The sequence below is a fragment of the Proteiniphilum sp. LBM24028 genome (assembly GCF_056629195.1).
Window position 1 is genome coordinate 2741620 of record NZ_CM152817.1, and the last position, 21486, is coordinate 2763105.

The following is a 21486-nucleotide window of genomic DNA, read 5'->3' on the forward strand; positions in this document are numbered from 1 at the left end:
TTCGGAAAACAAATAAAGAAAAAAAGTATCAAAAAGACAAATCATTTCATACATTTTCACTTTTTTTCTGATAATAATAAACACATTGAATATTTTTCATCACAAAGACAAGTTTTTTTTTCAGATCGTCGGTTATTAAAAATATAATGTGTAATTTTGCAGGCAGATGAAGCTTATTTTTTCACATACACACTTCCGCAAAGCAACAGACCTGGTCCGACGATGCTTTTAATCTTTGCAGGCAATCTCATGTCTGTACCTTTCCTTTTTATATCTTTCGCCATATGGCGTCAAACAACAACCCTTAATTTTTTATTTGTTTTAGGATGAATGTAGAAATTCATATAGCCAACAGCAGCTACGTCAGTTATGCACAGGAAATCTGCGATCTGATTTACGAATCGGCACAGGCGCGTGGTACAGGTATCGCGAAGCGGAGTGCCGAATATGTGGCTGAGAAGATTGAAGCAGGCAAAGCAGTGATCGCCCTCGATGGTGATAAGTTGGTGGGCTTCGCGTACATAGAGACATTCAGTCACCAGCGGTTTGTAGCGAACTCAGGGTTGGTAGTCCATCCAGATTACCGGAACCAGGGGCTGGCAAAGAAGATCAAACGCAAAATTTTTGATCTTTCACGTAAATTATACCCGAATGCCAAAATTTTCAGTATCACCACGGGACTGGCGGTAATGAAGATGAATACTGAATTGGGATTTAAACCGGTCACCTTTTCGGAACTCACCGACGATGAGGAGTTTTGGAAAGGATGTCAGGGTTGCAGAAACTACGATATTCTGCAACGCAACAATTATAAAATGTGCCTCTGTACCGGGCTTTTATACGATCCCAAGGCTCAACCATCGGCACAGCAGGCGAGCTCTTTTGCAAAAAAGGTGGTGAAGCCGGTTATCAAAGTAAAGAAAAACAATAAATTATTCAAGAAATGAAACAAAAAGTAGTTTTGGCATTCAGTGGTGGCCTCGACACCTCCTTCTGCGTGCCTTACCTCATTCACGAAAGAGGACTTGAAGTACACACCGTCATTGTGAACACCGGCGGATTTTCCAACGAGGAGGCACAGCGCATCGAAGAGCGGGCGCTTACCCTGGGAGCTGCATCACACACCTGTATCGATGCCGTGGACGACTATTATACACGGGGTATCCGCTATCTGATTTTCGGAAATGTGTTAAAAAACAACACCTATCCGCTGTCGGTCAGTTCCGAGCGTTTTTTTCAGGCGATGGCCGTATTGGATCACGTGAAGAAGACCGGTGCCGACTTTGTAGCACATGGCAGCACGGGTGCGGGAAATGATCAGGTTCGGTTCGACCTGGTCTTTGAAGTGCTGGCACCCCAGGTGAAAATTATCGCGCCCATCCGTGAATTGAGTCTTTCACGTCAGCAGGAGATCAACTATCTGAAAGAAAAAGGATTCGATTTCTCGTGGGAAAAGTCGAAGTATTCCATCAACCAGGGTATCTGGGGTACCAGCGTGGGTGGCGTGGAAACTTTGAAGTCTTCCGGTGTATTGCCGGAAGAGGCATATCCCTCCCAGGTGACAAACCATGGAAAAGGACGACTCTCCATTGGTTTTGAGAAGGGAGAGCCTGTCTCTCTGAACGGCGAAAAGATGGCTCCGGTCGCTTTGATTCATCAGTTGCATCACGTCGCGTCGCAGTATGGCATCGGCCGCGATGTCCATGTAGGCGACACCATCATCGGCACGAAAGGGCGTGTTGCTTTTGAAGCGCCTGCCCCACTGATTCTCATCAAGGCACACCACCTGCTGGAGAAGCATGTGCTTACCAAGCAGCAGCTCTACTGGAAGGATCAACTCTCAAACTGGTACGGACAGCTGATGCACGAAGCCCAGTATCTGGAACCGGTGATGCGCAATATCGAGACGTTCCTTACCGACACGCAACAATTTGTGACCGGAGTGGTGGAAGTGGAACTGCGCCCCTACCATTTTGCGGTGCTGGGCTGTTCGAGCAACTATGACCTGATGAGCTCCAGGTTTGGCGAATATGGGGAATCCAATAAATCCTTCTCGGGTCAGGATGTGGTAGGATTCACAAAAGTGACCGCCAACCCATTGAAAATTTATTATACCATTCACGACAATGATTAATGTAAGCATAGCCGGGGGAACGGGATATACAGCAGGCGAACTGTTGCGTATCCTGCTTCGTCACCCTGAGGTAAACATCGAATCAGTAATCAGTACCACCTCCGCCGGGACAGCAGTTGCAATGATGCATCGCGACCTGTTGGGAGAGACAGACCTCTTATTCAGTGACAGGTTTATCAATCCCGATGTGATTTTTCTTTGTCTTGGACACGGATTATCACGTTCCTTCCTGCAGGAAAATGCGATTCCGGAAAGATGCAGGGTCATTGATCTTGGTAATGATTTCCGGAACGAGCCCACGTTTGGTAACAGGAAGTTTGTCTTCGGCTTATGCGAATTGAACAGGGAACAGATACGCCGGGCCGGCAATGTGGCCAACCCGGGTTGTTTTGCCACGACAATCATGTTGGCACTGCTTCCGTTGGCTGCGAAAAATATGCTGCGGGATGAAGTCCATGTGCACGCGATCACCGGCTCCACCGGTGCCGGCAAGAAGCCCGGGGCAACAACCCATTTCAGTTACCGCGACAGCAACATCTCCGTTTATAAACCCTTTACGCATCAGCATCTCGAAGAGATCGGACATACCCTGTCTTCTGCCGGCAACGACCAGCTTCCCCGGATTAATTTCGTGCCGATACGCGGTGATTTTGCCCGCGGCATCTTTGCCAGTGTCTACACGAAGTGGGACAGCCCGCTGTCAGAGGCCGAGGCAGTCATGTTCTACAAGGAGTACTACAAGTCATCGCCCTTCGTCTTCGTTTCAGACGAGCCCATCAGCCTGAAAGAGGTGGTAAACACCAACAAGTGTTTGTTGCATGTTGAACTTCATAATGGTTATATCCACATCACTTCCATTACCGACAATCTGGTGAAGGGAGCTTCGGGACAGGCAGTGCAAAATATGAACCTGATGTTTGGCCTGGACGAGACTACAGGATTAAAACTGAAGGGAAGCGCGTTTTAATGTATCAATGAACCAACTAATTGGAATAAAATGAATCTTTTCGATGTTTACAGTTTATGGGATATTGAACCGGTAAAAGCTGAAGGTTGCCGCGTGTGGGACAAAGAGGGAAAAGAGTATCTCGACTTTTACGGCGGTCATGCTGTCATATCCATCGGACATTCACACCCCGCCTATGTAAAAGCGTTGCAAAATCAGGTCGCAAAAATCGGGTTCTACTCCAACTCGGTTAAAAATTCATTACAAGGAGAACTGGCCCAAAAGCTGGGTGAACAAAGCGGTTATCCCGACTATTCGCTTTTTTTATGCAATTCGGGTGCCGAAGCCAATGAAAATGCCCTCAAACTGGCATCATTCCATACGGGAAAGCGTCGTATAATCGTCTTTAAGGAAGCTTTCCACGGCCGCACATCGGGAGCGGTCGCCGTGACGGACAACACAGCCATTCAGTCGCCGTTCAACCGTGGGCATGAAGTCACCTTTGTGCCTCTTAACAACATTGACGCAATTACGAATGAAATTGAAAAAGGAGACGTGGCTGCCGTACTTATTGAAGGCATACAGGGGGTAGCAGGTATTTATGTGCCGGATGCTTCATTTCTACAGCAGCTGGCAGCGTTATGCAAGACACACGGAGTGGTCCTGGTACTCGATGAGATTCAGTCGGGCTACGGCCGCTCCGGTCAATTCTTCGCTCATCAGCAGTCTGGCATAAAACCCGATTTGATTACGACGGCAAAAGGAATGGGAAACGGATTCCCCATTGGTGGAGTGCTGATCTCTCCTCTCTTTGAGGCTAAAAAAGGGATGCTGGGCACCACCTTCGGCGGCAATCACCTGGCCTGTGTTGCAGCCATTGCCGTACTGGATGTGATAAAGAAGGAATCACTGGTTGAAAATGCAGCCAGGATGGGATGCTATCTCACCGAAAAGCTCGGGGAAGTGAATGGCATCAAAGAAATCCGTGGTCGTGGACTGATGCTGGGAGTTGAATTTTTGCCGGAATACGCATCGATACGCGACCCGTTGTTGTTTAAAAGTCATATCTTTACAGGCGGAGCAAAAAATAATGTGATGCGACTTTTACCTCCTCTATCGATCTCTAAATCGGAAATAGACCTGTTTATCGACGAATTAAAAAAATTGACCGATTAATTTCTCAACCTAACTGGAGACTTTCTGCTGTGACATGCGTGGGTCTTCAGTTATTAAAGTATTTAAAATGAAAAACTTCACCTCTGTCCGTGATATCGGTGACCTGAAAATGGCTCTGGAAAAGGCAAAATATGTAAAAGAAAATCCTTTTGCCGATCAGGAACTCGGAAAAAACAAAACACTGATGCTTATCTTTTTCAACTCGAGCCTTCGTACCCGCCTGAGTACCCAAAAAGCGGGAATGAACCTTGGGATGAACGTAATCGTACTCGATATCAACCAGGGTGCGTGGAAACTGGAAACAGAAAGAGGCGTGATCATGGATGGCGACAAGCCGGAACATATTCTTGAAGCTATACCTGTCATGGGTTCCTACTGCGACGTGATCGGGGTACGTTCATTTGCCCAGTTCGAGAGCAAGGCCTACGATTATGATGAGGTTATCCTGAACCAGTTTATTCAATATTCGGGAAAGCCTGTCTTCAGCATGGAGGCAGCCACACGCCATCCGTTGCAAAGCTTTGCCGACCTCATCACGATAGAAGAGTATAAAAAGAAAAAACGACCAAAGGTGGTTCTCACCTGGGCACCTCATCCTCGTGCCCTGCCGCAGGCTGTACCCAACTCATTCGCCGAATGGATGAATGCTGCCGGTTACGAGTTCGTGATCACCCATCCCGAAGGATACGAACTGGATGAACAGTTCGTAGGCAATGCTGTGGTGGAGTATGACAAGGAGAAAGCCTATAAGGATGCTGATTTTATCTATGCCAAAAACTGGGCCGCCTACCGCGATCCAAACTATGGACAGATATTGAGCAGCGACTCTTCCTGGACGGTGAACAGCGCCAGTATGGCCCTGACAAACAATGCTTATTTTATGCACTGCCTTCCTGTGCGTCGCAACATGATAGTAACCGACGAAGTGATTGAGAGCGCTCAGTCGATCGTGATTCCCGAAGCTGCCAACAGGGTGGTTTCCGCTCAAACGGTTTTGAAAGAGATATTGCTTGGGATGTAATGATGTGCAGATATTTCTAAAAGGCTGATAGCTGACCGTCAATAACTGAAAATAAATCAAAAATAGAGAAATGGACAAGGAAAGCCTCTCCATTGTAAAAATTGGAGGGAACATTGTTGACAATCCGGAAGCGCTGGAGCTGTTTCTGACAGATTTCCACCTGCTGGGGGGACGGAAACTGCTGGTTCACGGAGGAGGTGTAATGGCCTCCAGAATGGCGGCACGGCTGGGTATTGAAACAAAAATGGAGCAGGGCCGGCGCATCACCGATGCAGAGACACTAAAGCTGGTCACTATGGTTTATGCCGGATGGATCAACAAAAATATTGTGGCATCTCTCCAAAGAGTCGGATGTAACGCCATCGGCCTCTCGGGTGCGGACGGCAATGCCATTCCCGCCCTGCGACGTGCTCCGGCACCGGTAGATTATGGATATGTGGGCGATCCTGATCCGGAAAAGGTGAATACAGATTTTCTGTCCCAATTGGTCGAATCGGGAATAACACCGGTTTTTTGTGCGATTACCCACGACGGACATGGTTCCTTGTTAAATACCAATGCCGACACAATCGCCTATTCTCTGGCAACGGCCTTATCGGAGAAATATGAAGCTTCACTCTATTATTGTTTCGAAAAAGAGGGTGTTTTAAAGGATATGAACGATCCACAAAGTATGATTCCCTCCATGGACCGAACTGAAAGCGAAGATTACAAAAGAAAGGGTATTATTGCAGACGGCATGATCCCCAAGCTGGAAAACTCCTTTCGTGCCATCGATAAAGGGGTGAAGGAGGTAATTATCCTGCACGCTAAAAATCTATTGTCGAAAAGAGGTACCATCCTGGTTAAAAACCGGCCACTGTCTGGTGCAATTTAAAGCGTGTAACCAGTATCGGCATATTTTATTCTCATCCAATTACAATGAATAAAGGATATACAGATAATGCAACGGAGTTATTGAGAAAGCTGATTTCCATTAGGGCTTTCTCAGGTGAAGAAAGTTTGCGGAGCGATTATCTGGTAAATTTTTTCCACGAGAAAAAAATCACTGTGAAGCGCATAGGAAACAACCTGGTTCTCCAACAGCCACATCGCGACAGCTCGAAGCCGACGCTGATGCTCAACTCCCATCTCGATACGGTTCAACCAGTTTCAACTTACTCCTTTGATCCGTTCAATCCTCCCGTTTCAGACACACATCTCTACGGATTAGGAAGTAATGATGCCGGTGCCAGCCTTGTTTCTATGATTGTTTCCTTCCTTCATTTCTACGATAAAAAACTCCCGGTCAATCTTATGCTGGCCCTGTCGACCGAAGAGGAGAACTCGGGCCCGGGTGGTATGCGGATGCTGTGGCAGACACTTCGGGATGAAGTTGATATGGCCATCATCGGGGAGCCAACCGGCATGAGAGCCGCCGTGGCAGAAAGGGGATTGCTGGTGATAGATGCCGAAGCGGAAGGTATCAGTGGGCATGCGGCCAGGGAGGAAGGAGTGAATGCCCTTTACATCGCACTGGAGGATATTGCCTTTCTCAGGTCGCTGAAATTCAACAAAATATCGCCATCCATGGGAGAAGTAAAGCTCACCGTAACGCAAATACATGCCGGTACACAGCATAACGTGGTACCTGACCGGTGCAGCTTCGTGATCGACATCCGTCCTACCGAGATGTACACCAATCAGGAGATTATGGAAATCCTGCAGCCAAAGGTAAAGAGCATCCTGCGGGCAAGGTCGCTGATTAACCGGAGTTCTGCGACACCAACAGGCCACCCGCTCCGGCAATGCGCAGAACAGCTGGACATTGAAACCTACACCTCTCCCACCACCTCGGATTGGATGCGAATTTCCTGCCCTGCCCTGAAGATGGGTCCGGGAGAGTCGGCGCGTTCACACCAGGCAGACGAGTTCATTCTGATTAAGGAGGTGGAAAAGGGAATTGAGGGATATATCCGGTTTATCACACAGCTGACCGCTGACTGCTCACTGCCGAATATATAAACTATGCATCTAAAAAGCTAATCGCTGGCTACTGATTAACAAATACATACAACTGAAAAAATGGCAAAAATCTGGGATAAAGGCTTCGATGCCGACAAACGGGTAGAAACATTCACAGTGGGGAACGACCGGGAATTGGATTTGCGACTGGCAAAACATGACATATTGGGATCAATGGCACACATTAAAATGCTGGTCCGCATTGGTCTCCTCGGGGAAGAGGAGGAAAAAGCCCTCCGGACCGAGCTGCAAGATATACTGACAGAGGTGGAGCAAGGCAATTTCCGTCTCGACAATGATGCCGAAGACATTCATTCACAGGTGGAAGCGATGTTGACAGAGCGACTGGGAGAAACGGGCAAGAAGATCCATTCGGGTCGTTCCCGCAACGACCAGGTACTGGTGGATATCAAACTGTTTCTCAAGGAGGAAATTCAGCAAATAAAAGAAGAACTGCTTGCACTGTTTGAATTGCTTCAGTCGCTCAGTGAAGAGAATAAAGATATCCTTCTGCCGGGCTATACCCATGCACAAATCGCGATGCCTTCTTCTTTTGGTTTATGGTTTGGCGCCTATGCCGAAGCATTGGTGGATGACATGCACACACTTGTTGCCGCCTGGAAGGTTGCGGATCAAAACCCGCTCGGTTCGGCCGCGGGCTACGGCAGCTCCTTTCCACTTGACAGGGAGATGACCACACGCGAACTGGGCTTTGCCACCATGAGCTACAATGTGGTAGCTGCCCAAATGGGCCGGGGTAAAACAGAGCGAATCCTTGCACAATGCATGGCCAATATCGCCTCTACACTCAACAAGCTCGCCACCGACAACTGCATGTATCTCTCCGGAAATTTTGGATTTATCTCTTACCCGAAAGAGCTCACCACCGGATCGAGTATCATGCCACACAAAAAGAATCCTGATGTATGGGAACTCATCCGGGCGCACAGCAACCGCCTGCAAAGTCTGCCCAATGAGATATCACTGATGACAACCAACATGCCACACGGGTATCATCGCGACTATCAGCTACTGAAAGAAGTGCTCTTCCCTGCTATTGAGACACTGCATACACTACTCGAAATGTCTCATTTTATGCTGGAACATATCGTTATCAATAAGGATATCCTCTCCGATCCGCGATATGAATACCTGTTTACAGTAGAAGAAGTAAACAAACGCGTGCTGCAAGGTATTTCTTTCAGGGAAGCGTATCAGCAGGTAGGCAAGGAAGTACAGGAGGGCATTTTTCATGCTGAGAAGAGAGTACATCATTCCCACGCCGGTAGCATTGGCAATCTCTGCACAAAAGAGATCAGAAAAAAAATGGAGATGGCTTCACAGCCAATCAAATAGACAAAGGGATGGAATCATTTTCCCGACTCCATCCCCATTCTCTGGTTTTTAAAAGGATTAGTGCTGGTGAGCTCCGCCTCCGGCCAGAATATCATGTACGGCCTCCACACTGTGGGTATAGTCCACATATGCTTTCACAAACTGACGACCCTCCTCCACCGAATTGTCCTTCACTTTATACAGAGCAACCGTTTTGTCGTATTTCTCCTGAAGTTGACCATTTACATGCTTGTTTAATGCTTTCAGTAAAGAAGCAAAATCACCTGTATTTAATGCTTTATCACTCATAACCGTGATGTGTGCCGTTGTTCCGGCAGGTTTTAATCCGGTAAAAGGAGCACCTTCCATTTCGCGATGTAAACGAATAAATGTTTCATAGAAATGCTTTTTTACAATTTCATACACTTCCTTGTCACCATTTCTCAGGCTGTAGGTTTTGTGGAACAAAGGTACCACCTCTGCCTCCATATCTGTGTCAATCCATTTCAAGATCAGATCAACATTGTTTGTCTCCAAAGCCTTGGCAGCGTCCTGCAGGGCGGGTCCGTCAAAAGAATCGCAATGAGCCGAAGCAGGCTGAGTACTTATAAAAGAGAAGATTGTAACCAGTGATAAAATAAACAGTGATTTCAACAGATGTTTTTTTAAACTGTAATTCCTTGTTTTCATAATGCTTTTCCATTTAAAATCCAAATAAAATTGGACAATTCATTTTAATTAACTTTTAAATTTTATCTTTGTGTCAGGGTGTTAAGAGGAAACAGGCTCTGCCGGGGAGCAACCTGTCAGCAATAAGCACCCTGACGGTACGCAGTAATGCTACTGGGGGAGGAGTTTCTACCTCCCTTTTTTTGTATTACTGATACTGTCCATATGGCTAAGAAAACCCGATCCTACATCCTACGGTAAACAATCTTTCCACAGCAGACTGTCCGGCCTTGTGGGCGGGAGCTGCAAATTCCTGTATCAGTTTACGATAGGCGGGGGTCACATACTAATTTAAGCAGACTTCAAAGCTGCAACATTATGATAGTGTTTCCCCCGTGGAAAAATTGCTTACACTGTAGGATTGTATGTTAATTGACAACACAAGGCACATATTCCTGTCCATGTTTGAGTACGAAAAATATCCTGTTCACCAGTTTACGGGCAATCTTGACGATGGCCTTCTGAGCGTTCATCCGTTTACGGTACCCTTGGTAAGCCATCGTCATTGCCGGGTCTTTCCTTATGGCTATCCAGGCAGCCTCGATTATATAACAGCGCAACATGGCGTGCTTGCGAACCGTGATGTTACCGTTTGCCTGACTTTCCCCGCTGGAATGACACATCGGTATCAGACCGATGTAGGAGGCCAGCGCATCGGCATTGCAAAACCGCCCGATATCGTCTATCTCGACCGCCAACGACATGGCGGTGGTTATCCCTATTCCCGGGACCGAAGTCAGCAGACGTATTGGCTCCTTGAGTGCATCACTGCGGGATAACGCACGCAGCAGGCGTGTTTGCCCCAGGAGTATGCCCCGCAGGCGTACAAACTGCTCAATATGTATCCCCAGTGCTTCCTTTCCATATTCGGTAGAAAGGAGTACTTCGCGTAGCCATGCCAGAAACCGCTTTGACCAGTTACCCACCGGATAACGTGTGAATTCCTCCGGGATATCTATTCCGTGGAAGCGTAAAAATGACTTTATCCGGTTCTTCTCCCTCGTGGTGTCTTTTACGATCCTGTTTCTCAACCTTATCAAAGAACGCATTTCCAGGGTGGCTATATCCGGCACATAAATACCTTTTAATGTCCCCGACCGTAACTCCCTGGCCAGTTTCCCGCAATCAACCGCGTCGGTCTTGCGCAATTTCTCCTTACTCATGGTCGGCACATCCGCCGGATTGACTACGATATTGTTGATCCCCAATGTTACTAACTTCTCATGTATCCAGAACCCGCTGAAGCCCGCTTCATAAACCGAATGATAATCCGCTCCCGGATAATGGGTTGTCAAAAACTTGTGCAGCGATTCCGGACTTGGAGATTGACTGAACCTCTTCAGAACCGAATGTTCCGACAATATCGATACCGACCAACTCTTCAAATGGACATCAATTCCTATATAAATATTTTGTCCTTTGAAATCTAATTTGTTACTTTGCCTTGTATTCATAAGCTATATTGTTTAAGTTAAGATTGTTATCTCTCAAAAACAAAGTTAACTAAAATGATATAGCTTTTTTACTGGACTACCTATCCGTCTTTTCCAAGTTTAAACATAGGAACTAATTTTTAATTGTTTGTTTTGTTATTTGTTTTTTACTAATTTCAGTTTCTGTTACGAAGATAGACCTTCATTAACCCAGGAATTGTCACCCAGGAGACAATCCTTATTATTTCATATTATTTAACAATATAAAAATAACCAAGTAATTCCCCAGTCGTTCAACTTCTTAATCCCTTTATTTTATGGAAGAAAGCATGCATACTCCTGATGAGCAACAGGGACATTCCCACAGTCATTTGCACCATCTGCTGGAAAGCCAGACATCTGCAGATCACATACGCGATGAAATATCACATCAAACGTATCATCACGATCGGGAATTATCTTATTGTCCCTTGTTCAGGGGAATGTCACAGAAGGAACATGATCAGTTCCTTGACAGAAATGTAAAAGAAATACTTACTTACAAGAAAGGAGAGACCGTCGTCCTTCAGGGAGAACCCATCAATTCAGTAATGTTGCTGGTACAGGGAAGCGTACGTGCCGAGATGATCACCATGGAAGGAAACGTATTAAATATCGACATCCTGGAAGCGGTCATTCCCCTTGCCCCTGCATTTATTTATGGTACAAAAAAAAGCTATCCCGTGGACGTGATTGCTGCGGAACCCTGCATCTTCCTGAAAATATCAAGGGAAGCCTGGCTGAATGAGATGGCTGGGAACCGACAGTTGCTGACCAATTTTCTGACAATGAATGCCGACCTCACCTTTTTTCTGACCAATAAGTTACAGATGATCTCCCTGAAAAGCCTCAGAAAGAAACTGGCTACTTTTTTCCTGGAGAAAACCACAGTGGAAAGAGAAAGTTTCGTCCTGAAACAATCACGCACTCAACTGGCAGATTATTTCGGAGTGCAGCGGCAATCACTTGCCAGGTCACTGAAGGAGATGGAGGATGATGGCATAATTCTTCTAAAAGGACGTACGGTGAGGGTGCTCGACCGAAACCGGCTCATCAGAGAATAAAAGCTATTTCACTACCTTTTTGTCAGCTGATTCGTGCATTTTTTCGTACTTTTGTAGAGAATACATTTTATTTTGAAATTGTATCCGGATCATTATTGGAAAACCATAACATTACACAGAAATGAACTTACTTGACAGTCTTGTCGAAAGGGCCAAAGCAAATAAACAGCGTATTGTTTTGCCCGAAGGAACAGAAGATCGAACGCTTATGGCTGCCGATCAGTTAATCCGCGACGGTGTAGCGGAAATTATTCTATTGGGAGATCCTGAAGAAATTGCGGAACGGGCAAAAAAATCCGGACTCAACAATATAAACAGAGCCACGATCATAGATCCTAAGAATCACAACAAAAAAGAGACCTACACTAATCTCCTGCTGGAATTACGTAAAAAGAAGGGAATGACTCCCGAGCAGGCAACATCACTGGTTGAAGACCCTCTTTACCTTGCCTGTCTGATGATCAAGAATGGTGATGCCGACGGTGAGATTGCCGGTGCACAAAATACCACAGGCGACGTGCTACGTCCTGCCCTGCAGATTATCAAGACTTCTCCCGGAGTAAAAGTGGTCTCAGGAGCCTTTATCATGTTTACACAAACACCACAATATGGAGAAGAGGGTGTCCTCTTGTTCGCAGATTGTGCAGTGATGCCTAATCCCACGGCAGAAGAGCTTGCATCCATTGCTGTAGCTTCGGCGCAGACGATGAAGAGTCTGGTGGGTGTGGAGCCACGGATAGCCATGTTAAGCTTCTCGACAAAGGGAAGTGCAGAGCATGAAATGATCGATAAGGTGCGAAAAGCCACCCAGATCGCAAAAAAAAGCGATCCCTCCCTGATGATCGACGGGGAGCTGCAGGCCGATGCCGCACTCGTACCGGCTGTCGGAGCAAGTAAAGCTCCGGGTAGCGCCATCGCCGGAAAAGCAAACGTGCTTGTTTTTCCCACACTGGAAGCTGGAAACATTGGCTATAAGCTGGTCCAGCGGTTGGGAAAGGCCGAAGCAGTGGGTCCCGTGTTACAAGGAATGGCTGCACCTGTGAACGATCTGTCCCGGGGTTGTTCGGTGGATGATATTTACAAGATGGTGGCCATCGCAGCGAACCAGGCCATCGGGATAAAACTATATAAATAATTGAATATGAGTGAAATGATTATAGAGCCGATTGAAAAATACGGGCTCACGATCACTGCAGAGAGTAAAAACAAGCCGTTGTTCTCAAAGATCGGGGTCGTGGGCGCCGGCAAGGAGGGAAGAACCATTATTATCATGACTGCCACTGCAGGCATGGATGTGGTCTTTTTGGATGAATCGCAGGAGCGGGTCGATTTCGTGATGGACGAGCTGGGTAAAGTGATGGATCAAAAGATCAGCAGCTGGGGGTTGACCCCTTCTGAAAAGAAAATCATCATGAACCGCATCACCCCCACATTGGTGTATGAAGATTTTGCAGGGTGTGACCTGGTCATTGAATGCAGCCGCTATTCCGAGAGCGGTCGCAGGAGCACGCCGGTACGAAAGAATATTTTCAAGAAACTGGAAGAAGTGCTCGATACCGATGCCATCATTGCCACCAACGGATCCACCATTATTATCAGTGAACTGGCTGCGGAACTCGACCACAAAGAGCGCTGTGTAAGCCTTTATTTTCCGGTCTCACACCCCGATGCCCGCATCCTGGAGATCTCAAAGGGAATGTATACTTCGGAAGAGGTCTATCAGGAGATGGAAATATTTGCCAAACTCATCAACTATAAACCTCATCGCATCAATGAAAGCAATGGGAATGTAAGCCTTCGTCTTCTGGTGATTATGCTGAACGAAGCCTGTCAGATGCTGCTCGAAAGAGTCAGCTCCCTGGAAGATATAGAAGAAACCCTGACGATCATTTACGGGCAGCGTTTTGGCGTTTTCCGCATGGCCGATATTGTGGGTATTGAACGTTTGGTTACTCTCATGGAAGCCATGTTCAACGACTTCGGAGAGACGCATTACAAACCCAACCCACTGTTATGGAAACTATACCGCTCCAATCAGTTGGGTGTGCGTACAAGAAAAGGGTTTTATATATACGACGAAAACGGAAATCCCGTTTCGATAAATAAAACAGTATTTAACTAAGGAGAAGCAGATATAGCATGAAAATATTGGTTTTAAATTGCGGAAGTTCATCCATCAAATACAAGCTTTTCGAAATGGAAAGCAAAGAAGTGGTCGCCCAGGGAGGCATCGAAAAAATCGGAATGAAGGGTTCATTCCTCAAATTTACATTATCCGACGGACAGAAGGTGATGCTCGAAGGGGAAATCCTGGAGCATCGTGCAGGTATTGAATATATTCTGGGTGTATTGCTAAGTGAAAAATACGGATGTATCAAATCCCTCGACGAGATCCATGCAGTAGGGCACCGGGTGGTTCACGGCGGTGAACGGTTTAATGCGAGCGTGCTGATTACCGACGAGGTCATTAATATGCTGAACGAATGTATTGAGCTGGCCCCCCTGCACAACCCGCCCAACCTGAAAGGTATTTATGCCATTCAGGAACTGATGCCCGACACACCACAGGTGGGTGTCTTTGACACGGCATTCCATCAGACCATGCCTGATTATGCCTATATGTATGGCATTCCTTATTCTTTATATGAAAAATACGGCATCCGTCGGTACGGTTTCCATGGCACAAGCCACCGGTATGTATCCAGGCGAGCTTGTGAATTTCTGGGAGTTCCCTATGAGGAACAACGCATCATCACGGCACACATTGGTAACGGAGGATCGGTCACAGCCATAAAAAACGGAAAATCGATTGACACCAGTATGGGCATGACTCCTGTAGAGGGTCTCATCATGGGCACCCGCTCGGGTGACGTGGACCCGGGCGTTATTTCCTACATCATGGAGAAGGAACATATGGGTACCAAAGGAATTTCCACGTTGTTGAACAAATTCTCCGGAGTCCTTGGAATCTCCGGCATCTCCTCCGACATGCGTGAAATACAGGCAGGAATTGACAATGGGGACAAACGGGCCCAACTGGCAATGAACACATACAATTATCGCATCCGGAAATATGTGGGGTCATACGCCGCCGTGTTGGGTGGTGTGGATATCCTTGTGTTCACGGGTGGTGTAGGTGAAAATCAGGCGATCACCCGTACCGATGTATGTAAAAACATGGAATTTATGGGTATAGAACTGGATGAGGAGCTGAACAATTCAGTACGTGCCAAGGAGGTGGTCATCAGTAAACCCTCATCAAAGGTAAAAGTGATGATCATTCCTACCGATGAGGAACTTACTATTGCTAAAGATACGGTAGAGATTTTCCGGCAACATCACTGACACGGCATTACTGCCGGGCAGGCTTCCAAAGCGAATGAATTTGATATTTCATCTCATGACAACAAACTGACACTCACCAAGCTAAAGATCCGGGATATTACATTGGCAATCGCCTGTATTGGGAAGGGGAAACGTGAGTCAGTTTTTTAAAAATACGGGAAAAATATGCCAAATCATAAAAGCCGCACTCTTCGGCAATCTGTCCAATTGGCTTATCACCTGATGCAAGTTTCTTTTTGGCACAATTTATCCGAAGATTCATGATGAACAATGAAGGAGTAAAACCAGATACGGCACTCAGTTTTCTATTAAGCTGAGAGGTACTGATACAAAGTTTTTCGGCAAGGGTAACTGTCGTAAATTGCGGATTCTTCATCTCGCTGTATACGATATCGGTTGCTTTCTGAAGAAAATCGATGCCGTTGTCTTTCTCTCTGAATTCTTCATTTTTCAATATGATGCGCATGTACTTTTCCTTGAGTAAACGGCGGTTTTCTATAAGTGTTTCAATCTGTATTAAAAGCTCATTCAGGTGAAAAGGTTTACGGATATATGCATCCGCTCCCTGTTGTAATCCTTTTAACCGGTCTTCCTGTGTACTTTTTGCAGTGAGGAGAATCACCGGAATATGATTTAGTAACACAGAGGTGCGAATTTCGCGGCATAGGGTAAGCCCGTCTTTGTTGGGCATCATAATATCGGAAATAATGATGTCGGGCATCAACTCACCAGCACGTTCCAACCCTTTAACGCCGTCACGTTCGGCAAATACATTGTAGCGGGCAGAAAGGAGGGCCTTAATATAAAATACCACATCCTCGTTATCTTCTATAATCAGGATCGTTGCTCTTTGCCCCCCTCCGGCAGGAAGTCCACCCTCCTCTGACTTATTCGGTCCTTTGTCCGGATATCCCATTTCCGGAATTACCCTGACAGGTGAAAAATTCTCGGGCTGATGAATATTCCAGATGGGCAGGTTGGTTTCGACTGACTGGTACATGGGTAATGTAACCGTAAATATGGTTCCTTTTCCTTCTTCACTTTCCACCTCAATTTTTCCATGCATCATTTCCACCAGCTGACGGCAATAACTTAATCCGATACCACTTCCGTTATTTTTACCGGATTGGGCGCCCTGGTAAAAAAGATCAAAAATATGTTCAATTTCATGCTTCGATATTCCTTTTCCATGATCTGCTACCGTAAGGACTACATCTTTCTGCTTCACGGTTACAAGCTGAATGGAAATATAGCTGCCCGAATGACTGAACTTGATAGCATTCGACAGCAGGTTCTGCATAATATCGTCCATATAATATGAGACGAACTCCATCTCTATGACCGGTTCATTATACGTAAAAAGTAACTGTATATTTTTACTTTTGGCATACAGACGGAATGAATCTATGACCATCTGCAGGTAGACAACAATATTACCTTTTTGCCACTCAGGCGTATCCATTCCTGCATTGATTCGGGACATGCTTAGCAATTGGTTCACCAGGGACAGCAAATGCGCACCCTGTCGGTCTATTGCTTTCAGATACGATTTTGTTTCGGACTGGGAGAGACGTTTCTCGGCCTGCATATGATTGCTCAGGCCCAGGATAACAGTAAGCGGGGTTCGAAACTCATGGGTTATGTTTGTGTAAAAGCTCGTACGTATACGGTTTAAATTTCGGAGGACTTTGTTACTTTTTGTGCGTTGCAAATATGCATACATGAGCGTGATCAGCAATAAAATCAACAATACAACAAAGATAAAAGATGCATACAGAATGGTTCTTTTCTGGCTGGCCTCCATTTCGTTTCTTAGATTCAGTTCTGATATAAACTGCCTGTTTTTATCCCGCTCATACTTTAACCTCATGTCGGTTACCTTGTTAAGCTTTTGTATATTCTGGATACTGTCCTGGAATGCCATGCTGATTTTATAATCGTTCAGTGCACCGGAAAAATTTCCCAACCTGAGGTTATATTCATGCAGTAAATTGTATACTTCAGAGAGATGTTCAGGCGAATGAATATCGTTAGCAGCTTTTTTTGCCAGTTCAATATACTTTTTCGATTCTGCATAATCACCTTTCCACATCTTTATGCGTGCTATTGCCAGCGTAGCTTCCAGCCAGTGCCATGTATCAGTAATGTCGTTCATTATATCGTAAGCCAGCAAATAAGCACGCTCCGCCTTGTCATATTGCCGTTGCAGCTCATAGAGATATCCGAAATGAATATGGCATAAACCCACACCCATTAATGACTTTGCCAGTATATTCTGTTCCATGGAACGCTGATAATAGAAGAAGGCTGAATCATACATCTGTTTTTCTTCGAAAACAGCGCCTAAGTTGGCATAATTAATGGCCTGCCCCACGTGACTATTCAGTATCTTTTCTTCCTTCAATGCTTCCCGGAATGACCTCTCCGCTTCCTCATAGCTTCCCGAGGAAAGATGTATGTTCCCGATACCATTTATAGCCATGACCCGGTTCTTCCGGCCCGCAGATTCATTTCTGAGAGAAAAAGCTTCTGCCATCTGCAGTGCCTGGTAATGATAATCTGAAGCTTCAGGCAATGCTCCGATTCTTCTGAAATCGGTACCCAAATTATTCAGGGCCTGCGTGATCCCGAGAGTATCTTTAATTTTATAAGCAGACACCAACCCCTGCTGATGATAGGTAATGGCTCTTGAGAAATCGGATGATAAACGCATTCGTTCCCCCAATTCTTTATACAGGACAGACATGGCCAATTCATCCCCTTCGCTGATACTTTTTCTTAATAAAATATGAATGGAGTCAATTGAAAAACGATCTTGTGATATTCTCTCTTCAAGTTTTCTTTTCTCCACGCCGGAAAATTCATTTATCTTTCCATCCCGACTGCAGGAAATAAGCAATAAAATGAAATTCAGGGATATTGCTGTTAAAAACAATATATAACCAATTCCCCGGAAATAATATGCCTCCAATAGATTAATATGTTTTAAACGTAAGCACATAAATCTATATTTTGTACAAAAGTAATTAAAGATATTAATTTGCAGTATTTTTTTGTTCTTTTTTACAACATAACAATTTAAAAATAAGCAAGTTATTGTGTGTTTTGAGACATATAATTACAATTTATAGACAATATCTGCCAATGAATACGCATATAAGGCCTGAGAACAAGGTTAAAAGCAGAATGAAAGAAATCCGGGGTACCACGACAGAAAAAGAATAGTATTAAAATTAAAACAGCTCCGGGCAGTTTGCCCGGAGCTGTTCATATCATAATCAGATGTGATTTATTCTGCAATCACCTCGAAGGGTATCTCAACAGTAACCTCTTTGTGAAGCTTCACCACAGCTTTGTAATTACCTACTTCTTTCACGGCATCCTTGATGAGAATTAACTTTCTCTCTATTTCAAATCCTTTCGCCTGAAGTGCATCAGCGATCTGGATATTGGTCACCGATCCGAAAATAGTACCAGTAGAACTGGCCTTGGCACCGATGGTCAGTGATACACCTTCCAGTTTTCCGGCGACAGCCTGAGCATCCGCTTTTATCTGTGCAAGCTTATGAGCGCGCTGTTTTTGGTTTTCAGCCAATACCTTCTTGGCTGACTCGCTGGCTATGACGGCTTTTCCTTGTGGAATAAGAAAGTTGCGGGCATATCCTTTTTTCACGTTTACCACGTCATCTTTGTAGCCCAAATTCAGCATATCTTCTTTCAATATTACTTCCATATCTATCTCCTCCTTCTTATTTCATTAAATCGGTTACGTAGGGAAGCAGGGCAATATGACGGGCTCTCTTCACTGCTTGCGCTATACGACGTTGAAACTTCAATGATGTACCTGTAATTCTCCTTGGTAAAATCTTGCCCTGCTCATTCAGGAACTTCTTCAGGAATTCCGGATCCTTATAATCGATGTATTTAATACCATTCTTTTTGAAACGGCAGTATTTTTTCTTCTTTACATCTACTGACAACGGGGTCAGATATCTGATTTCTGATTGTTTAGCCATTACTTAATCCTCCTTTTCGTTTGATTCTACTTCTGTTTCAACCGGTTCTGCCTTTTCCAGTTTCTTTGATCTCACATTTTCTGCAGCTTGTGGATGGGCTGCATGTCTTTTGTCGCCTTTGTTGTTTCTTCTCTTCGCGGCATATTCCAATGCAAATTTATCCTGTTTCACGGTTAAGAAACGGATTACACGTTCGTCACGACGGAAATTGACTTCCAATTTTTCAACCACTGACGGATCAGCATTGAATTCAAGGAAAGTATAAAAACCGGTCGTTTTCTTGTCGATGGGATAGGCCATCTTGCGCAATCCCCAATCTTCTTCATTGACAATTTCAGCCCCTTGCTCTGTGAGGAGGTTCTTGAATTTTTCAACCGCTTCCTTCATCTGAGCATCAGACAAAACGGGAGTCAAAATGAAAACGGTTTCGTAATTATTCATACCAAATTAATTATTAAAGCGTTAAATAAATAAACTTATTTTTTCGAGGGGCAAAGATACAATAAATTATCTAACTATCAAAGTTCTAATCCTTTTAACTTTGCATGAAAAACCGATTTTTTCTTTGTCAACGGAGTCAGTCAACTTTTTATCCGTATATTTGTTTTTATATGTATCCAAAAGCATAGTGTAATGAAAAAAACAACCAACCAGGCACTGATCATTTTCGGTGCCTCAGGCGACCTCACATACAGGAAATTGATTCCGGCAGTGTTTGATCTTTATATGAACGGATCGCTTCCGGAAGGATATGCCGTATTGGGCGTAAGCCGGACCGAATTCACTGACAGCCAGTTCAGGAGAAGGATGAAAGAGGGCATCAGGTTATTTGCTCACTATAAAGATGCACCCAGAGAGAAGACCGATGACTTTCTGACCCGTCTTCATTACCTGAGTATAGACACCGGGAAAGGAGAAGAATATATACACGTAAAAGATAAGCTAGACTCACTGAATAAGAAACATAATCTCGGGTATAATTATATATTTTATCTTTCCACCCCTCCCTCTCTATATACCAGTATTCCCAAGTATCTTTATGGCCAGGGGCTTACGCAGCAGCAAAAGGGATTCAGAAGAATCATAATTGAAAAACCTTTCGGTCGCGATCTTGCTTCTGCCATTGCTTTGAACGAACAGTTGCTGGAGTTTTTTGATGAGGATCAGATATACCGGATCGACCATTATCTGGGGAAGGAGACAGTTCAAAACCTGATGGTCACCCGTTTTGCCAATGGAATTTATGAACCGCTCTGGAACCGGAATTTTATCCAGCATGTCGAAATTACAGCAGCGGAGCGCATAGGGGTGGAAGACCGGGGCGGCTACTATGACCACTCAGGAGCATTACGTGATATGATACAAAATCACCTTCTACAGGTTGCTTCCCTGGTGGCGATGGAACCACCCGCCAAGATCACCCCGGAGGATATCCGGTTCGAAAAGATGAAAGTCTTTCGCTCATTGCGTCCTTTCAGCAAAATCGATCTTAAAGAGAATGTGATTCGCGGGCAGTATACCGAAGCCACCGTGAGGGGGAAACAGTACAATGGTTACCGGGATGAAAAGAATGTAAATAAGGACTCCCGCACCGAAACCTATGCGGCCATGAAGATTTATATCGACAACTGGCGCTGGCAAGGCGTTCCTTTTTACATCCGTACCGGCAAAAGATTGCCCACAAACGTGACGGAGGTGGTGATTCATTTCAAGCCATCACCGCAAAAACTGTTCAAATTGGCCGACAACGCCACTCAATCCGACAACCAGCTGATTCTTCGTATCCAACCCGATGAAGGCATTCTGCTGAAGACCGGCATGAAGGTTCCCGGAAGCGGTTATGAAGTAAAATCAGTCAACATGGATTTCCATTATACAGATCTGAACGACCACTATATTCCCAGTGCCTATGAAAGATTGATTCTAGACTGTATGACCGGCGACAACATGCTCTATATGAGCAGTGAAGCTGCCGAAGAAACCTGGAGATTTGTACAGCCCGTGCTCGATTACTGGGAAAATGACAAAGAGGCACCGCTACACGGCTATCCTTCCGGATCATGGGGCCCCGATGTGGCCGACGACCTGATAGAAGGAAAAGAAAACACCTGGCGATACCCCTGTAAAAACCTGGCGGAAGACGGCATTTATTGCGAATTATAAAAACTCACAGATGAACGCCCGCATCCATGCCACGGCCCCTTTTTAACTTGTTCCGGGAGAGCCGGCAGATGGAAGATGATA

19 protein-coding genes are annotated in these 21486 nt (G+C 45.3%); 13 read left to right on the top strand and 6 right to left on the bottom strand.

Annotated elements, in window-relative coordinates; all coding sequences use genetic code 11:
- Positions 1 to 326 precede the first annotated feature (326 nt).
- From AC1HCU_RS11010 to argH, 8 genes are all read left to right on the top strand, one after another.
- Complete coding sequence (locus AC1HCU_RS11010) at positions 327 to 947, top strand: GNAT family N-acetyltransferase (RefSeq protein WP_480365960.1); 621 nt, start codon at positions 327 to 329, stop codon at positions 945 to 947.
- A complete protein-coding gene (gene argG / locus AC1HCU_RS11015) occupies positions 944 to 2134 on the top strand; it encodes an argininosuccinate synthase (protein ID WP_480365963.1) in 1191 nt (396 codons plus the stop codon). Before AC1HCU_RS11010 ends, argG begins: the two co-directional genes overlap by 4 nt.
- Positions 2127 to 3101: an N-acetyl-gamma-glutamyl-phosphate reductase gene (gene argC, locus AC1HCU_RS11020; RefSeq protein ID WP_480365966.1), complete on the top strand. Its 975-nt coding sequence runs from the start codon at positions 2127 to 2129 to the stop codon at positions 3099 to 3101. The genes argG and argC overlap by 8 nt, the downstream gene beginning before the upstream one ends.
- A 30-nt stretch (positions 3102 to 3131) precedes the next feature.
- Complete coding sequence (locus AC1HCU_RS11025; RefSeq protein ID WP_480365968.1) at positions 3132 to 4256, top strand: aspartate aminotransferase family protein; 1125 nt, start codon at positions 3132 to 3134, stop codon at positions 4254 to 4256.
- Positions 4257 to 4323: 67 nt separating this feature from the next.
- Positions 4324 to 5277 (top strand): Rossmann-fold NAD(P)-binding domain-containing protein, encoded by a 954-nt coding sequence (locus AC1HCU_RS11030; RefSeq protein WP_480365971.1) that lies wholly within the window; start codon positions 4324 to 4326, stop codon positions 5275 to 5277.
- A 70-nt stretch (positions 5278 to 5347) separates the two neighbouring features.
- Positions 5348 to 6154: an acetylglutamate kinase gene (argB, locus tag AC1HCU_RS11035; protein ID WP_480365974.1), complete on the top strand. Its 807-nt coding sequence runs from the start codon at positions 5348 to 5350 to the stop codon at positions 6152 to 6154.
- A 44-nt stretch (positions 6155 to 6198) separates the two neighbouring features.
- Positions 6199 to 7281 carry a M20/M25/M40 family metallo-hydrolase gene (locus AC1HCU_RS11040; protein ID WP_480365976.1) on the top strand — a complete coding sequence of 361 codons (1083 nt, stop codon included), beginning with the start codon at positions 6199 to 6201 and terminating at the stop codon, positions 7279 to 7281.
- Between the two features lie 60 nt (positions 7282 to 7341).
- Positions 7342 to 8637 (top strand): argininosuccinate lyase, encoded by a 1296-nt coding sequence (argH, locus tag AC1HCU_RS11045; RefSeq protein ID WP_480365979.1) that lies wholly within the window; start codon positions 7342 to 7344, stop codon positions 8635 to 8637.
- 57 nt (positions 8638 to 8694) lie between these two features.
- Here the strand turns inward: argH and AC1HCU_RS11050 are convergent, their stop codons facing one another.
- Together AC1HCU_RS11050 and AC1HCU_RS11055 are read right to left on the bottom strand one after the other, a co-directional pair.
- Entirely contained in the window at positions 8695 to 9306 is a 612-nt protein-coding gene (locus AC1HCU_RS11050) for a DUF6448 family protein (RefSeq protein WP_480365981.1), read from the bottom strand.
- Positions 9307 to 9713: 407 nt separating this feature from the next.
- Positions 9714 to 10799, bottom strand: coding sequence for an IS110 family RNA-guided transposase (locus tag AC1HCU_RS11055; protein WP_480365983.1), 1086 nt, complete (start codon positions 10797 to 10799; stop codon positions 9714 to 9716).
- A gap of 296 nt (positions 10800 to 11095) precedes the next feature.
- Between AC1HCU_RS11055 and AC1HCU_RS11060 the strand changes: the two genes are divergently transcribed.
- The 4 genes from AC1HCU_RS11060 to AC1HCU_RS11075 all read left to right on the top strand — a co-directional run bounded on the left by AC1HCU_RS11060 (position 11096) and on the right by AC1HCU_RS11075 (position 15226).
- Entirely contained in the window at positions 11096 to 11881 is a 786-nt protein-coding gene (locus AC1HCU_RS11060) for a Crp/Fnr family transcriptional regulator (RefSeq protein WP_480365984.1), read from the top strand.
- Between the two features lie 121 nt (positions 11882 to 12002).
- On the top strand, positions 12003 to 13016 hold the full coding sequence (pta, locus tag AC1HCU_RS11065; protein WP_480365986.1) for a phosphate acetyltransferase: 1014 nt from the start codon (positions 12003 to 12005) through the stop codon (positions 13014 to 13016).
- Between the two features lie 6 nt (positions 13017 to 13022).
- Positions 13023 to 14003, top strand: coding sequence for a 3-hydroxyacyl-CoA dehydrogenase family protein (locus AC1HCU_RS11070; RefSeq protein ID WP_480365988.1), 981 nt, complete (start codon positions 13023 to 13025; stop codon positions 14001 to 14003).
- Positions 14004 to 14020: 17 nt separating this feature from the next.
- Positions 14021 to 15226 carry an acetate kinase gene (locus tag AC1HCU_RS11075; RefSeq protein ID WP_480365990.1) on the top strand — a complete coding sequence of 402 codons (1206 nt, stop codon included), beginning with the start codon at positions 14021 to 14023 and terminating at the stop codon, positions 15224 to 15226.
- Between the two features lie 97 nt (positions 15227 to 15323).
- Here the strand turns inward: AC1HCU_RS11075 and AC1HCU_RS11080 are convergent, their stop codons facing one another.
- The 4 genes from AC1HCU_RS11080 to rpsF all read right to left on the bottom strand — a co-directional run bounded on the left by AC1HCU_RS11080 (position 15324) and on the right by rpsF (position 19683).
- Positions 15324 to 18077: an ATP-binding protein gene (locus AC1HCU_RS11080; RefSeq protein WP_480365993.1), complete on the bottom strand. Its 2754-nt coding sequence runs from the start codon at positions 18075 to 18077 to the stop codon at positions 15324 to 15326.
- Positions 18078 to 18515: 438 nt separating this feature from the next.
- Entirely contained in the window at positions 18516 to 18959 is a 444-nt protein-coding gene (gene rplI / locus AC1HCU_RS11085) for a 50S ribosomal protein L9 (protein WP_286860262.1), read from the bottom strand.
- A gap of 16 nt (positions 18960 to 18975) precedes the next feature.
- The gene (gene rpsR, locus AC1HCU_RS11090) at positions 18976 to 19242 is read right to left on the bottom strand and encodes a 30S ribosomal protein S18 (RefSeq protein ID WP_286860266.1); all 267 of its coding nucleotides are present in this window, start codon (positions 19240 to 19242) and stop codon (positions 18976 to 18978) included.
- Positions 19243 to 19245: 3 nt separating this feature from the next.
- Complete coding sequence (gene rpsF, locus AC1HCU_RS11095) at positions 19246 to 19683, bottom strand: 30S ribosomal protein S6 (RefSeq protein ID WP_480365996.1); 438 nt, start codon at positions 19681 to 19683, stop codon at positions 19246 to 19248.
- 192 nt (positions 19684 to 19875) lie between these two features.
- Between rpsF and zwf the strand changes: the two genes are divergently transcribed.
- Positions 19876 to 21405 carry a glucose-6-phosphate dehydrogenase gene (gene zwf / locus AC1HCU_RS11100; RefSeq protein ID WP_480365997.1) on the top strand — a complete coding sequence of 510 codons (1530 nt, stop codon included), beginning with the start codon at positions 19876 to 19878 and terminating at the stop codon, positions 21403 to 21405.
- Positions 21406 to 21486: the final 81 nt, after the last annotated feature.